Source organism: Streptomyces klenkii (assembly GCF_003626645.1).
In the GTDB taxonomy this organism is placed as follows: Bacteria; Actinomycetota; Actinomycetes; order Streptomycetales; family Streptomycetaceae; genus Streptomyces; species Streptomyces klenkii.
Genome location: NZ_RBAM01000001.1, coordinates 647,974 through 664,622, shown reverse-complemented (window position 1 = coordinate 664,622; position 16,649 = coordinate 647,974). Strand labels below are relative to the sequence as shown.

The window sequence follows — 16,649 nt, the reverse complement described above, 5'->3', positions numbered from 1 at the left end:
GCCTCGACGGAGGCCATGGCGCCGCCGGCGGGCAGGGCGGCCATGAGGCGGCCGCGGGCGGCGACGAGGGTGCAGGCGTCCTCCAGGGAGAGGACTCCGGCCGCGTGCGCGGCGGCGAACTCGCCGATGGAGTGCCCGGCGACGTGGTCGGGGCGCAGGCCCCAGGACTCGGCGAGGCGGAACAGCGCCACTTCGAGGGCGAAGAGGGCCGGCTGGGTGTAGCCGGTGTCGTCGAGCAGCGCGGCCTCGGGGGTGCCCGGCGCGGCGAAGAGGATCTCCCGCAGCGGGCGGTCGAGTTCGAGGTCGAAGCGGGCCAGTACGGCGTCCAGGGCCTCGGCGTAGACCGGGTGGCGGTCGTACAGCTCGCGTCCCATCCCTGGGCGCTGGCTGCCCTGGCCGGTGAAGAGGAAGGCCAGGCGTCCGCGGCCGCGGCCGCCGGTGATCAGGCCGCTGTCGGCAGTGCCGTCGCGCAGGGCCGTCAGGGAGCGGGCGAGCGTGGCGTGGTCGTCGGTGACGACGACGGCGCGGTGCTCCAGGGCGGAGCGGGTGGTGGCGAGGGAGAAGGCGAGGTCGGTGAGCGGGGTTCCGGGGTGGTCGGCCAGGTGGGACAGGAGCCGGGCGGCCTGGGCGCGCAGGCCCGCTTCGGTGCGTCCGGACAGTGTCAGGGGCAGGACACCGGCCGGATCCGCCGGGCTCTCCTCCGGCCGATCCTCCAGTCGCTCCTCCGGTTGCTCGTCGGGGGCCTGTTCGAGGACGGCGTGGACGTTGGTGCCGCTGAGCCCGAAGGAGGAGACGCCGGCGCGGCGCGGGTGCCCGGCGTCCGGCCAGTCCTGCGGCTCGGTGAGCAGGCGGATGGCGCCGGAGCTCCAGTCGACGTGCGTGGAGGGCTGGTCGATGTGCAGGCTCCGGGGGACGGACGCGTGGCGCAGGGCCATGACCATCTTGATGACGCTGGCGACGCCGGACGCCATCTGGGTGTGGCCGATGTTGGACTTCACGGAACCGAGCAGCAGCGGCTGCGCCGGGTCGCGGTCCTGCCCGTACGTGGCGAGCAGGGCCTGGGCCTCGATGGGGTCGCCGAGGGCGGTGCCGGTGCCGTGTCCGTCGACGACGTCGACGTCGGTGGCGGACACTCCGGCGTTGGCGAGGGCCTGGCGGATGACGCGCTGCTGGGACGGGCCGTTGGGGGCGGTCAGCCCGTTGGAGGCGCCGTCCTGGTTGACGGCGGAGCCGCGGATGACGGCGAGGACCTCGTGTCCGTTGCGGAGGGCGTCGGAGAGCCGTTCGACGAGGACGAGGCCGACGCCTTCGGCCAGGCTCATGCCGTCGGCCTGGTCGGAGTAGGCCTTGCAGCGTCCGTCGGCGGCCATCGCCCGCTGCCGGCTGAAGCCGACGAAGGGGAACGGCGTGGCCATGATGCTGACGCCGCCGGCGAGGGCGAGGGAGCTCTCGCCGTTGCGCAGCGACTGGCAGGCCAGGTGCAGGGCGACGAGGGAGGAGGAGCAGGCGGTGTCGAGGGTGACGGCCGGGCCCTCGAAGCCGTAGGTGTAGGACAGGCGGCCGGACAGGACGCTGGAGATGGTGCCGGTGATGGCGTGTCCCTCGGCGCCCTCCGGGCTCGCGGCCCGGGCGGCGTAGTCCTGGTAGCTGGCGCCGATGAAGGTGCCGGTGCTGCTGCCGCGCAGGGTGGCGGGGTCGATGCCGGCGCGCTCCAGCGCCTCCCAGGAGGTCTCCAGCAGCAGGCGCTGCTGGGGGTCCATGGCGAGGGCCTCGCGGGGCGAGATGCCGAAGAAGGCGGCGTCGAAGTCGGCAGCGTCGTGGAGGAAGCCGCCCCGGGTGGAGTAGGTGCGGCCCGGGCGGTCGGGGTCGGGGTCGTAGAGGCCTTCGGTGTCCCAGCCGCGGTCGGTGGGGAACTCGCCGGTGGCGTCGACGCCTTCGGTGACGATCCGCCACAGGTCCTCCGGGGAGGCGACGCCGCCCGGGTAGCGGCAGCCCATGCCGATGACGGCGATGGGCTCGTCGGCGGCGCCGGCCGCCGCGGGCGCCCGGCCGGCCGGGGCGGATCCGGTGCGGGTGCCGGCGATCTGGTCGCGCAGGAAGGCGACGAGTGCGAGCGGGTTGGGGTAGTCGAAGACCATCGTGCTCGGCAGGGCGAGCCCGGTGACGGCGGCGATCCGGTTGCGCAGGTCGACGGCGGTGAGCGAGTCGAAGCCGACGTCGCGGAAGGCGCGCTGTTCGGAGAGGGTGTCGGGTGAGGCGTGGCCGAGCGCGGTGGCTGCTTCGGCGCGGACGAGGTCCAGCAGGAGGCGGTCCTGCTCGCCGGCGGCCAGCCCGAGGAGCCTGGTCGTGAACTCGTTCGCGGAGGCCGGGGTTTCGGCGGTCCGCTCCGTCAGCCGCCGGACCTCGGGGAGGTCCTCGAAGAGGGGTGCGGGCCGTGCCGAGGTGAAGACGGGGTGGTAGCGCTCCCAGTCCACGTCGGCGATCGCGAGGACCGTCTCGTCGTCGTCGAGGGCCTGCCGCAGGCCGGTGAGGGCCGGCTGGGGGTCCATGAAGACGAGTCCGCTGCGGCGGATCTGGCCGGGGTCGACGCGGCCGAGCTTCAGGTCGTCGGCCCAGATGCCCCAGGAGACGGCCGTCGCGTGGGCGCCGCGGGCGCGGCGGTGCTCGGCCAGGGCGTTGAGGTAGGCGTTGGCGGCGACGTAGGCGGCGTGCGCCCCGCTGCCCCACATGCCCGCCGTGGAGGAGTACAGGACGAAGGCGTCGAGCTCGTCGTCGTCGAGGAGTTCGTCGAGGTGCCGGGCGCCGGTGACCTTGGCGCCGACGACCTTCGCGAAGGCGTCGGGGGTCGTTTCGGCGAGCGGCGCGAGCTCGATGGTGACGGCGGTGTGCACGACCGTGCGGACCGTGCGGCCGTCGGCCTTGAGCGCGTCGAGCATGCCGGCGACCGCGTCGCGGTCGGTGAGGTCGCAGGCGACGGCGGTGGCTTCACAGCCCAGTTCGGCCAGTTCCTGGAGGAGGTCCGCCACGCCGGGCGCGGCCGGGCCGCGGCGGCTGGTCAGCACGATGTGCTCGGCGCCCTGTCCGGCGAGCCAGCGGGCCAGGTGGGGGGCGAGCGTGCCCGTGCCGCCGGTGACGAGGGTGGTGCCGCGGGGCGACCACGGGCGGGCCGGCTCGCCGGTGGCGGAGGCGGCGCGGATGACGCGGCGGGCGAGGACGCCCGAGGCGCGGACGGCGACCTGGTCCTCACCGGTGCGGCCGGTGAGGACGGCGGCCAGGCGTTCGGCGGCGCGCCGGTCGAGGTGCTCGGGCAGGTCGACGACGCCGCCCCAGCGCTGCGGGTGTTCGAGGGCCGCCGTCCAGCCGAGGCCGTGGATCTGGGCCTGGGCGGGCCGGGTCAGCCGGTCCGCGCGGCCGGTGGAGACGGCTCCCCTGGTCAGGCACCACAGGGGTGCCTCGATGCCGGCGTCGCCGAGCGCCTGGACGAGCGCGACGGTCAGGGCGAGCCCGGTGGTGAGCGCCGGGTGGTCGCTGCTCGGCTCCTCGGCGCCGGCCAGCAGGGACACCACGCCCGTGAGGTCCGTGACGTCGCTGAGCTCCGCCAGGCGCGCGGCCAGGACCGCGCGGTCGGCGCAGCTCTCGTCCAGGACGAGCGTGCGCGGTGCGGCGCCGTGGGCGGCGAGGGCGTCCGTGACGGCGCCGGCGTCGGCCCCTTCGGTGGTGACGACGAGCCAGGTGCCGGTCAGGGTCGCGGCGGGCAGCCCGGTCAGGGGCTTCCACGTGGCGCGGTAGCGCCAGGAGTCCACGGTCGACAGCTCGCGGCGGCGCTTGCGCCAGTGCGCCAGCGCCGGGAGCACCGGGGCCAGGGAGCCGCGGTCCAGGCGCAGGCTGGAGGCGAGGGAGTCGACGTCCTCCTGCTCGACCGCCGTCCAGAACTCCGCGTCGGCGGGCGCTTCCTCGTGCGTGCCGCGCGCCTTGGCGGGAACGGCCCACAGGTGTTCGCGCTGGAAGGCGTACGTGGGCAGGGGCACCCGGCGGGCGCCGGTGCCGTCGAAGACGCGGGTCCAGTCAGCGCCGGCGCCGCGGACGAACGCCTCGGCGAGGGAGGTCAGGAAGCGGTCGGTGCCGCCGGTGTCGCGCCGGAGCGTGCCGAGCACCACGGCCGGGCGGCCGGCGTCCTCGGCCGTCTCCTGGACGGCCATGGCGAGCACCGGGTGCGAGCTGACCTCGATGAAGAACCGGTGCTCGTGTGCGAGGAGTTCGCGTACGGCGGGCTCGAAGCGCACGGTCGTGCGGAGGTTGGTGTACCAGTAGTCGGCGTCGAAGCCGCCGGAGCCGGCGTCCAGCCAGTCGCCGGTGACCGTGGAGAAGAACGGTACGTGCCCGGGGCGCGGGCGGACCGGCGCGAGGACGTCGCGCAGCTCGTCCCGCAACAGCTCGACCTGCGCGGAGTGCGAGGCGTAGTCCACGGCTACGCGCTTGGCGCGGATGTCCTCGGCGACCAGTTCGGCCTGGAGGGCGTCCAGCGGGGCGGTGGCGCCGGAGACGACAACGGACCGGGGCCCGTTGACGGCGGCGACGGACAGGCCCTCGTAGGCGCTCAGGCGGCGCTCGACGTCGGCGACGGGCAGCGGGACGGACATCATGCCGCCGGATCCGGCCAGCACGCGGCCGATGGCCTGGCTGCGCAGCGCGACGACGCGGGCGGCGTCCTCCAGGGAGAGGGCGCCGGAGACGGCGGCCGCGGCGATCTCGCCTTGGGAGTGGCCGGCGACGGCGTCGGGGGTGATGCCGTGGGCGCGCCACATCTCGGCCAGGGAGACCATGACGGCCCAGGAGGCGGGCTGGACGACGTCGACGCGGTCCAGGGTGGGGGCGCCCTCGGCCCGGCGGATGACGTCGAGCAGCGACCAGTCGGTGAACGCGGACAGGGCCGTGGCGCACTCGGTCAGGCGCTCGGCGAAGACCGGGGACTCCTCCAGCAGCCGTGCCCCCATGCCGGCCCACTGGGAGCCCTGGCCGGGGAAGACGAACACGGTCTTGCCGTCGGTGTCGGCGACGCCCTGGACGACGCCCGGGAGCGAGCGTCCCTCGCCGAGGGCGCCGAGGGCGGCCCTCGCCTCGTCGCCGCCGGAGCCGGTGCCGGAGCCGATGACGACGGCGCGGTGCTCGAAGAGCGTGCGGGAGGTCAGCAGGGAGTGGCCGGCGTCGAGGGCGGTCACGGGTGCGCCGTCGAGGTGGGCGGCGAGGTGGGCGGCCTGGGCGCGCAGGGCGCCCGGGGTCCGCGCGGACAGCACCCAGGGGATGACGCCACCGGCCGGGGGCAGCGGCTCCGCTTCCGGTACGGAGGGTGTCTCCTGCGGTCGGGGTGCCTCTTCGAGGATCGTGTGGGCGTTGGTGCCGCTGATGCCGAAGGAGGAGACCGCGCAGCGGCGCGGGCGCTCGCCCTCGGGCCAGTCGGCCCCGTCGGTCAGCAGGGAGACGGTGCCGGAGGTCCAGTCGATGTGCTGGGAGGGGGTGCCGGCGTGCAGGGTGCGCGGCAGGGCGCCGTGGCGCAGGGCCATGACCATCTTGATGATGCCGGCCACGCCGGCCGCCGACTGGGTGTGGCCGATGTTGGACTTCACGGAGCCCAGCAGCAGCGGCTGTGCCGGGTCGCGGTCCCGGCCGTACGTGGCGAGCAGGGCCTGGGCCTCGATGGGGTCGCCGAGGGCCGTGCCGGTGCCGTGCGCCTCGACGGCGTCGATGTCGGCCGGGGCCAGGCCGGCGGTGGCGAGGGCCTGGCGGATGACGCGCTGCTGGGAGGGGCCGTTGGGCGCGGACAGGCCGTTGGAGGCGCCGTCCTGGTTGATGGCGCTGCCGCGGACGACGGCGAGGACCTCGTGCCCGTTGCGGCGCGCGTCGGAGAGCCGCTCCAGGACGAGGATGCCCACGCCTTCGGCGAGCGTCATCCCGTCGGCGCCGTCGGCGAACGCCTTGCAGCGGCCGTCGCCCGCGAGGGCCCGCTGCCGGCTGAAGGCGATGAACGGGTGGGGGTTGGTCATCACGGTGGCGCCGCCGGCGAGGGCCAGGGAGCTCTCGCCGTTGCGCAGCGACTGGCAGGCCAGGTGCAGGGCGACCAGGGACGAGGAGCAGGCCGTGTCGACGGTGACCGCCGGGCCTTCCAGTCCGAAGAGGTACGAGAGCCGGCCGGAGAGCACGCTGGGGCTGGTGCCGGTCACCAGGTGGCCGGCGGAGCTGTCGTCGACGCCGAAGCCGTACTCCTGGTAGGTGGAGCCGATGAAGGCGCCGGTCGGGCTGCCGTGGAGGCCGGTGGGGTCGATGCCGGCCTGCTCGAACGCCTCCCAGGTGGTCTCCAGCAGCAGCCGCTGCTGCGGGTCCATCGACAGGGCCTCGCGCGGCGAGATGCCGAAGAAGCCGGCGTCGAACTCGCCCGCGTCGTGCAGGAAGCCGCCCTGGGTGGAGTACGTCGTGCCGGGGTGGTCGGGGTCCGGGTGGTGGAGGCCGGTGTCCCAGCCGCGGTTGACGGGGAAGTCGGTGATGGCGTCGGTCCCGTCGGCGATCAGCTCCCAGAACTGCTGCGGGGAGCGGACGCCGCCGGGGAAGCGGCAGCTCATGCCGACGATGGCGACGGGCTCGTCGAAGCCGCCCGGCGACGGCAGGGCCACGGGCGCGGGCTGCGCCTGCGTGCCGAGGAGTTCGGCGCGCAGGTGGCGGGCGAGGGCGGCGGGGGTCGGGTAGTCGAACACCAGGGTGGCGGGCAGGGGCAGGCCGGTGAGCGCGGCGAGCCGCTTGCGCAGCTCGACGGCGGTCAGCGAGTCGAAGCCCGCCTCGCGGAACGCCCGCCGCTCGGCGACGCCCTCGGCGGAGGCGTGGCCGAGGACCACGGACGCCTCGGCGCGCACCAGGTCGGTCAGCAGCCGCTCCTGGCCGGCCTCGTCGAGGCCCCGCAGGCGTGCGGCGAACTCCGGCGCGGCGCTCTCGGCGCCGGTGTGCGCCAGGGCCCGCACGTCGGGCAGCTCGTCGAAGAGGGCGCTGGGCCGCGCGGAGGTGAAGAGGGGGTGGTAGCGCTCCCAGTCGATGTCGGCGACCGTGACGGTGACGTCTTCCTGGACGACCGCGCGCCGCAGTTCGGCGAGGGCCGTCGCGGGGGCGAGCAGGCGCAGCCCGCGCTTGCGGAGCTGGTCGGCGAAGCCCTCGTGAGCGGCCATGCCGGCCTCGGCCCAGGGGCCCCAGGCCACCGAGGTCGCGGACAGGCCGCGGGCGCGGCGGTGTTCGGCGAGGGCGTCGAGGTAGGCGTTGGCGGCGGCGTAGGCGCTCTGCCCGGCGCTGCCCAGGGTCCCGGCGATCGAGGAGACCAGGACGAAGAAGTCGAGGTCGTGGCCGTCGAGGAGGGCGTCCAGGTGGGCGGCGCCGAGCAGCTTGGCTGCCATCGCCGCCGCGGCGTCGTCGAGGGGGGTCTCCGTGAGGGGAGCCGCCTGGCCGACGCCGGCGGCGTGCACGACACCGGTCAGCGGGTGCTCGTCCGGTACGGAGGCCAGCAGTGCGGCGAGCGCGTCGCGGTCGGCGGTGTCGCAGGCCGCGAGGGTGACCCGGGCGCCCAGGTCCTCCAGTTCGGCGGCCAGTTCGGCGGCGCCGGGGGCGTCGGGGCCGCGGCGGCTGGTGAGCAGGAGGTGCTCGGCGCCGCTGCGGGCGAGCCAACGGGCGACTTCGGCGCCGAGCGCTCCGGTGCCGCCGGTGACGAGCACGGTGCCGCGGGCGGTGAAGGCGTCGGCCGGCGGCAGTTCCGCGAGCGGGTGCCGCACGAGGCGCCGGCCGTAGGCGCCCTCGGTGCGGATCGCGAGCTGGTCCTCACCGGCGCGCGCGGCGAGGGCGCTGACGAGGTGCTGGGTGGCGGGCGCGTCGAGGACGGCCGGGAGGTCGATCAGGCCCCGCCACAGCTGCGGGTGCTCCAGGGCGGCGACGCGGCCCAGGCCCCAGACGGCCGCCTGGAGGGGGGCGGTGAGGGGGTCGGCGGGGCCGGTGGAGACCGCGCCCCGGGTCAGGGTCCACAGGGGGGCGTCGAAGCCGGTGTCGGCGAGGGCCTGGGTCAGGACGAGGGTGAGGGCGAGCCCGGCCGGCGGCTCGGCACCGAGCGGCAGGGCGGCCCGGTCGGCCCGCTCGGCCCCGTCCGCCAGCGGGAGGAGGGACAGGACGCCGGAGAAGGCCCGCCCCTCGCCGCGCGCGGCGTCGAGCAGCCCCGCGAGGGAGGCCCGGTCGCGGTGGTGCTCCAGGGCGAGGGTCTCGAACTGGGCGCCGTGGCCGCGCAGCGCGTCCAGGATCTCGTCGCCGTCGGTTCCCCCGGCGGTGACGACCAGCCAGGTGCCGTCGAGGACGGGTGCGGCGGAGGCCCCGGCGGGCCGCCACGCGATCTGGTAGCGGGTGGAGTCCAGCAGCGCCTTCTCCTGCCGGAGCTGGCGCCAGGACGACAGGGCGGGCAGCAGCGCGTAGAGAGAGGCGTGCTGCTCGTCGCGCAGGCCCAGGAGGCCGGCGAGCCCCGCGGCGTCGCCGCGTTCGACAGCGCCCCACAGCTCGGCGTCCGCGGGGTCGGAGGCTGCCTGCGCGGCGAGGGCGGCAGCGGTGGTCTCGGGCCAGTAGCGCTCGTGCTGGAAGGCGTACGTGGGCAGGTCCACGGTGCGTGCCCCGGTGCCGGCGAAGTACGCCGGCCAGTCGACGGCCGTGCCGCGGACGTGGAGGCGGGCGAGCGCGGTGGCCGCGCAGCGCTCCTCGCCGCGCCCGGTGCGCAGCACCGGGACGATGTGCGCGTCCGCGTCGTCGCCGAGGGCGTCCTGGGCGGCGGCCGACAGCACGCTGTCGGGGCCGAGTTCGAGGAAGGTGCCGGCGCCGCATTCGTGGGCGGCGCGCATGGTGTCGGCGAAGCGGACGGCGCCGCGGGCGTGCGCGACCCAGTAGTCGGCGGAGCGCAGTTCGCCGCCGGTGGCGGGGCGCCCGGTCAGGCCGGAGATGACGGTCACGTCCGGCGCGTGGTAGGTGAGCCCGGCGGCGACCTCGCGCAGCCCGTCGAGCGCGGGCTCCATGAGCGGCGAGTGGAAGGCGTGGCTGACGTCCAGGCGCTTGGTCTTGCGGCCCTGGGCGGCGAAGTGGGCGGCGATCCCCTCGGCGGCGGCCAGGTCTCCGGCGACCACGACGCTGCGGGGGCCGTTGACGGCGGCGATGGAGACCTCGTGCTCGCGCCCGGCGAGCAGCGGCGCGAGTTCGTCCTCGGTGGCCTGGAGGGAGATCATCGCGCCGCCGGCGGGCAGCTCCTGCATCAGCCGTCCCCGCGCGGTCACCAGGCGGGCCGCGTCGGGCAGCGAGAGGACGCCCGCGATGTGCGCGGCGGTGATCTCGCCGATGGAGTGGCCGAGCAGCACGTCGGGGCGGATGCCCCAGGTGCGCAGCAGGCGGTGGAGCGCGACGCCGATGGCGAACAGCGCGGGCTGGGTCCATTCGGTGCGGCCCAGCAGCTCCGCCTCGGGGGTGCCCTCCTGGGCAAACAGAACGTCCTTGAGGGGGCGGTCCAGGTGCGGGTCGAGGGCGGCGGTCACTTCGTCGACGGCCCGGGCGAACGCGGGGAAGCGGGCGGCGAGTTCACGGCCGGCGCCGGGGCGCTGGCTGCCCTGCCCGGAGAACACCACGGCCAGCTTGCCGGTGCCGCCGGTCTCGCCCTCGGTCAGGGCGGCGTCGGGCCGGTCGGCGGCGAGCGCGGCGAGGGCGCGCAGCAGGTCGTCGCGGTCGCCGGTGACGACGGCCCGCTGGTCGAAGGCCGAGCGGGTGGTGGCGAGGGACAGGCCGATGTCGGCCGGGTCGAGCGCCGGGCGGTCGTCGAGGAAGGACCGCAGGCGCGCGGCCTGGTCGCGGAGCGCCGCCCGGCTCTTGGCGGCGAGGGTCCACGGCACGACGGCGGGCACGAGCGGCGGCTGTGCGGGCTCGTCGCGCGGGGCGGGGGCGGCCGGGGGCTCTTCGAGGACGATGTGGGCGTTCGTGCCGCTGAAGCCGAAGGAGGAGACTCCGGCGCGCCGGGGCCGGCCCGTCTGCGGCCAGGGGGCCTCTTCGGTGAGCAGTTGTACCGCTCCGGCGTCCCACTCCACGTGCGAGGACGGCTCGTCGGCGTGCAGGGTGCGGGGCAGCACGCCGTGGCCCATGGCCATGACCATCTTGATGACGCCGGCCACGCCGGCCGCGGCCTGGGTGTGGCCGATGTTGGACTTCACGGAGCCCAGCAGCAGGGGGCGTGCCGGGTCGCGGTCCTGGCCGTACGTGGCGAGCAGGGCCTGGGCCTCGATGGGGTCGCCGAGCGTGGTGCCGGTGCCGTGCGCCTCCACCGCGTCGACGTCCGCGACGGACAGGCCGGCACCGGCCAGCGCCTGGCGGATGACGCGCTGCTGGGACGGGCCGTTGGGGGCGGTCAGCCCGTTGGAGGCGCCGTCCTGGTTGACGGCGGAGCCCCGTACGACGGCCAGGACGCGGTGTCCGTTGCGCCGGGCGTCGGAGAGGCGTTCGAGGACGAGCACGCCCACGCCCTCGGCCCAGCCGACGCCGTCGGCGCTGTCGGAGAAGGCCTTGCAGCGGCCGTCCGGTGACAGGCCGCGCTGCCGGGAGAACTCGATGAGGGCGCCAGGCGTGGACATCACGGTGACGCCGCCGGCCAGGGCGAGGGAGCACTCCCCCGCGCGCAGCGCCTGCATCGCCCAGTGCATGGCGACGAGCGAGGACGAGCACGCCGTGTCGACGGTGACGGCGGGGCCCTCCAGCCCGAGGGTGTAGGACACGCGGCCGGACGCGATGCTCGGCGAGGTGCCGCTGCCTTGGTGGCCTTCGAACTGTCCGCCGGCCAGGGTCGCGGCGTAGTCGTTGTACATGACGCCGGCGAACACGCCGGTGCGGCTGCCCCGCAGGGACACCGGGTCGATGCCGGCGCGTTCGACGGCCTCCCAGGACGCCTCCAGGAGCAGCCGCTGCTGCGTGTCGGTGGCGAGCGCCTCACGGGGGCTCATGCCGAAGAACCCGGGGTCGAACTCGGCCGCCTCGTGCAGGAATCCGCCGAAGCGGGTGTACGAGGTGCCGAGGTGGTCCGGGTCAGGGTCGTAGAGGGCGTCCAGGTCCCAGCCGCGGTCCGTGGGCAGGCCCGAGACGGCGTCGGTGCCCTCGCTGACCAGTCGCCACAGGTCCTCGGGCGAGGCGACGCCGCCCGGGTAGCGGCAGCTCATGCCGACGATGACGACGGGGTCCTGGTCGCCGGCGGCCCGGGGGGCGGCCGCCGTGGCGGCGGCTTCGGAGCCCATGAGCTCGCCGAGGACGTGCGCGGCGAGCGCGGCGACGGTCGGGTAGTCGAAGATCGCCGTGGCCGCGGTGCGCAGACCGGTGGCCGTACGGAGCCGGTTGCGCAGTTCCACGGCGGTGAGCGAGTCGAAGCCCAGCTCCCGGAACGGGCGCTCCGCGTCGATCTCGGCGGCGCCGGAGTGGCCGAGCACGGCGGCCACCTGACCGGCCACGAGGTCGCGCACCACCTCTTCGCGGTCCGTCTCGTCCAGCCGGGACAGCTGCTGGACGAGGCTCACGGCCGTCTCCGAGCCGGAGACCACCGAGCGGCGGGCGGAGGTGCGGACGAGGCCGCGCAGCAGCGCCGGCACCTCGCCCCGGACCCGCAGGACGGACAGGTCCAGCCTGACCGGCAGCAGGACGGCGGCCGTCGTGGCGGTCGCGGCGTCGAAGAGGGCGACGCCCTGGTCCTCGGTGAGCGCGGGCGTGCCCATGCGGGCCAGGCGCCGGAGGTCGTCGTCGGTCAGCCCGCCGGTCATGCCGCCGGTGGGCGCCCACGGGCCCCAGCCCAGGGAGAGGCCCGGCAGCCCTTCGGCGCGGCGCAGCTGGGCGACGGCGTCGAGGAAGGCGTTCGCGGCGGCGTAGTTCCCCTGGCCCGCCGTGCCCACGGTGCCGGCGAGGGAGGAGAAGACGACGAAGGCGGCCAGGTCCAGCCCCCGGGTGGCCTCGTGGAGGTGCCACACGGCGTCGGCCTTGGGCCGCAGCACCGCGCTGATCCGCTCGGGGGTCAGCGACTCGACGACCCCGTCGTCGAGGATGCCGGCGCTGTGTACGACGGCGGTGACGGGGTGCTCGGCGGGCACGCCGGCCAGGAGCCGCTCCACGGCGGCGCGGTCGGCGAGGTCACAGGCTTCCACGGTGACCTGCGCACCCCGCGCGGCCAGTTCGGCGACGAGCTCATCAGCGCCCTCGGCGGCGGCGCCCCGGCGGCTGACGAGCAGCAGGTGCCGTACGCCGCGCTCGGCGACCAGGTGCCGGGCCAGCACGCGGCCCAGGCCGCCGGTGGCACCGGTGAGCACCACGGTGCCCTCGGGGTTCCACGGCGTGTCGCTCTCGCTCGCCGTCGCCCGGGAGCGGGAGAGGCGGGCGCCGAGCACGGTGCCGCCGCGGAGGGCGGTCTGGGGCTCGTCCGCGGCGAGGGCCGCGGCGAGCCGCGGTGCGGCGGAGTCGGCGGGGTCGAGGTCCACCAGGCCGAAGCGGCCCGGGTGCTCGGCCTGTGCGGCGCGCACCAGGCCCCAGACGGCGGCGGCCGCCGGGTCCGGCGCCCGGCGGTCGTCGGTGGTGACCGCGCCGCGGGTGACGAAGACGAGCCGCGAGCCTTCGCACCGCTCGTTCTCCAGCCAGCTGCGCAGCTGTTGCAGGACGTGGGCGGTGCGGGCGTGTGCGGAGGCGACCGGTTCGTCACCGGTGGTGCCGGCGACGGGTGCGAGCACAACGTCAGGGATCTCGGCCGCGTCCGTGCCGGGCAGGGCCGTGACCGTGCGGTCCGGCGAGGTCAGCGCCTCGGCGAGGCCGAAGAGGTCCGGGCCGAGGACAGCGACCGCGGCGGGCTCCGGCGCGGCGGGCTCCGGCAGCGGCGTCCAGCGCAGCTCGAACAAGGCGTCGCGCACGAGGGACGCGGCGGCGGTCAGCTGCTCGTCCGGCATCGTGCGCAGGACGAGCGAGCCGACGGAGGCCACGAGGGCGCCCGTGGTGTCGGCGACGGCGACGGCCACCGCGTCGTCGTCGGTCCGGGTCAGCCTCACCCGGACCGTCGTCGCCCCGCTCGCGTGCAGGGTCACGTCCTGCCACGAGAAGGGCAGGCCGCCGTGGCCCTGCTCGCCCAGGCCGGCGAAGGCCGACGCGTGCAGCGCGGCGTCCAGCAGGGCCGGGTGGATGCCGAAGGACCCGGTGGAGGAAGCGGCGTCGGAGGCGCCCGCCTCCGGCAGCGTCACCTCGGCGTAGACGTCGTCGCCGCTGCGCCAGGCGGCGCGCAGGCCCCGGAACAGGGGGCCGTACGCGAAGCCGCTGCCGGCGATGCGGTCGTAGAAGCCGTCGAGGTCGAGCGGCCGGGCGCCGGCCGGGGGCCAGGCGGTGGCGTCGAAGTCGGCGCGCTGCTCACCGGCGACGAGGGTGCCGGCGGCGTGCTGCGTCCAGGGGAGTTCCTCGGGCCCGTCGGGGCGGGAGTGGATGCTCAGGGCGCGGCGGCCGGACTCGTCCGGGCTGCCGGCCCACACCTGCACCTGGACACCGCCCTCCGCGGGCAGGACCAGGGGCGCGGCCAGGGTGAGCTCCTCGACGCGGCCGCAGCCCGTCTCGTCCCCCGCGCGGACGGCCAGTTCCAGGAAGGCGGTGCCCGGGAGCAGCACCGTGCCGCGGACGGCGTGGTCGGCCAGCCAGGGGTGGGTGCGCAGCGACAGGCGGCCGGTCAGCAGCAGGCCGTCGGAGTTGGCGACCGACACGGCCGCGGCGAGCAGCGGGTGGCGGGCGGCGCCCAGGCCCGCGGCGCGGATGTCGGCGCCCTGGGCGGGCGTGCCCTTGGGCCAGTACCGGCGGCGCTGGAAAGCGTACGTGGGGAGGTCCGTGCGCCGGGTGCCGGTGCCGGCGAACCAGGGCTCCCACCGGACGGCTGCGCCGCGGACGTACAGGCCCGTCAGCGCGGCGGTCAGCGTCTCGCTCTCGGGGCGGCCCGGCCGCAGGACGGCGAGCGTGGCGGAGGCGGTGTCGTCACCCGTGTCGTCGAGGCATGCCCGGACCATGGCGGACAGGACTCCGTCGGGGCCCAGTTCGAGGAAGGTGCCGGTGCCGTGGCCGCTCAGCCAGGCCACGGTGTCGGAGAACCGGACAGCGTGGCGGGCGTGGTCCACCCAATAGTCAGGGGAGGTCAGCTGCTCGACCGTGGCGAGCGTGCCGGTCAGGCCGGAGACGACGGGAACGACGGGCGCCTGCGGCGTGAGGCCGGCGACGACGGTGCGGAACTCCTCCAGGACGGGTTCCATGAGCGGGGAGTGGAAGGCGTGCGAGACCTGAAGTCGCTTGGTCCTGCGGCCCAGCGCGGCGAAGTGCGCGGCGACGGCTTCGGCTTCGCCCTCCTCGCCGGCCACGACGAGGGCGGCGGGCCCGTTGACCGCCGCGATCGAGACGCTGTCCTGCCGGTCCTGGAGCAGGGGCAGGACCTCGTCCTCCGTCGCTTCCAGCGAGATCATGACGCCGCCGGCGGGCAGCGCTTGCATGAGCCGGCCGCGGGCGAGCACGAGGGCCGCGGCGTCGGCCGCCGAGAAGACCCCGGCCACGTGTGCGGCCGCGATCTCGCCGATGGAGTGCCCGGCGAGGAAGTCCGGCTTGACGCCGAAGGATTCGGTCAGCCGGTACAGGGCGACCTCGATCGCGAACAGGGCGGGCTGCGCGTAGCCGGTCTCGTTCAGCAGCCCGGCCTCGGGTGTGCCGTCGGCGGCGAACAGCACGTCCTTGAGGGGACGGTCGAGGCCCTGGTCGAAGTGGGCGAGGATCTCGTCGAGCGCGGCGGCGAAGACGGGGAAACGGGCGTGGAGTTCACGCCCCATGCCCGCCCGCTGGGAGCCCTGGCCGGCGAAGAGGAAGGCGAGCTTGGCGCGGCTCTGCGCCGTGCCCCGGGCCAGGCTCGGCTCCAGCTTGTCTCCGGCCAGCGCGGTGAGGGCTTCGAGGGCCCGGTCGCGGTCGGCGGCGGTGAACGCGGCGCGGTGCTCGAAGCCGGACCGGGTCGTGGCCAGCGAGTAGGCGACGTCCGCGGGTGCGAGGCCGGGGCGGGAGGCGAGGAGGTCCAGCAGCCTGGCGGCCTGGGCGCGCAGGGCCTCCCGGGTGCGGCCGGATATCAGCCAGGGGACGGCACCGGCGGCGATGTTTTCCGTAGGCTCGGCGGTCCCGCCGGGTTCGGAGGAGTCAGTGGGTTCGGAGGAGTCAGTGAGTTCGGCCTCGGCCGGCGCCTCCTCCAGGATCGTGTGCGCGTTGGTGCCGCTGAGCCCGAACGAGGAGATGCCGGCCCGGCGCGGTTGCTCGCCCTGCGACCACGAGACCTGCTCGGTCAGCAGCCGTACGGTTCCCGCCGACCAGTCGACGTGCGAGGACGGCGCGTCGACGTGCAGCGTGCGGGGCAGGGCGCCGTGCCGCATGGCCAGCACCATCTTGATGACGCCGGCCATGCCGGCCGCCGCCTGGGTGTGGCCGAGGTTCGACTTGACGGAGCCCAGCAGCAGCGGGCGGTCCTCGGCGCGGTTGCGGCCGTAGGTCGCGATCAGCGCCTGGGCCTCGACGGGGTCGCCCAGGGCGGTGCCCGTGCCGTGCGCCTCGACGACGTCGACCTCGTCGGCCGACAGACGCGCGTTGACCAGCGCCTGCTCGATCACCCGCTGCTGGGAGGGCCCGTTGGGCGCGGTCAGGCCGTTGGAGGCGCCGTCCTGGTTGACGGCGGAGCCCCGGATGACGGCGAGGACCTCGTGCCCGTTGCGCCGGGCCTCCGAGAGCCGTTCCAGGACCAGTACGCCCACGCCCTCGGCCCAGCCGGTGCCGTCGGCCGCGTCGGCGAAGGAGCGGCAGCGCCCGTCGGCGGCCAGCCCGCCCTGGCGGCTGAACTCCACGAAGGTCGTGGGTGCGGACATCACCGTGACGCCCGCGGCCAGCGCCAGGGAGCACTCGCCCCGGCGCAGGGAGTGGGCGGCCAGGTGCAGGGCCACCAGGGAGGACGAGCAGGCGGTGTCGACCGTCACCGCCGGGCCCACGGCCCCGAAGAAGTACGAGAGCCGGCCCGACAGGACGCTGGTGGCGCCGCCCGTCAGGACGAAGCCCTGGGCGTCGTCGTCCGGGCCCACCCGGTACTCCTGGGGCATGGCCCCGACGAACACGCCCGTCCGGGTGCCGCGGACCGCGGCCGGGTCGATGCCGGCCCGTTCGAAGGCCTCCCAGGAGGACTCCAGCAGCACCCGCTGCTGGGGGTCCATCGCGAGCGCCTCGCGCGGGGAGATCCCGAAGAATCCGGCGTCGAACTCGGCCGCGTCGTGCAGGAACCCGCCGGAGAACTCCTGCGGTTCTCCGGCGTTCTCCGTCAGTGCTTCCCAGCCGCGGTCGGCGGGGAACCCCGTGATGCCCTCCCGGCCGTCGGCGAGCATGGACCAGAGTTCCTCGGGGGTCGTCACGCCCCCGGGGAAGCGGCAGCTCATGCCCACGATCGCGATGGGCTCACGGGCCGCGGTCTCCAGTTCGTCCACCCGCTGCCGGGTGCGCCGCAGATCCGCGCTCGCCCGCTTCAGGTAGTCCCGGAGCTTCTGTTCCTTGTCCAC

1 protein-coding gene (running past one end of the window) is annotated in these 16,649 nt (G+C 75.8%); it reads right to left on the bottom strand.

What is annotated here, in order from left to right; translation table 11 throughout:
* Positions 1-16,649, bottom strand: the 5' portion of a protein-coding gene (locus D7231_RS02340; RefSeq protein ID WP_120753407.1) for a type I polyketide synthase. The gene continues 11,917 nt to the left of window position 1, outside the view; only the first 16,649 of its 28,566 coding nucleotides appear in the window; it begins with the start codon at positions 16,647-16,649; its stop codon lies beyond the left edge, outside the window.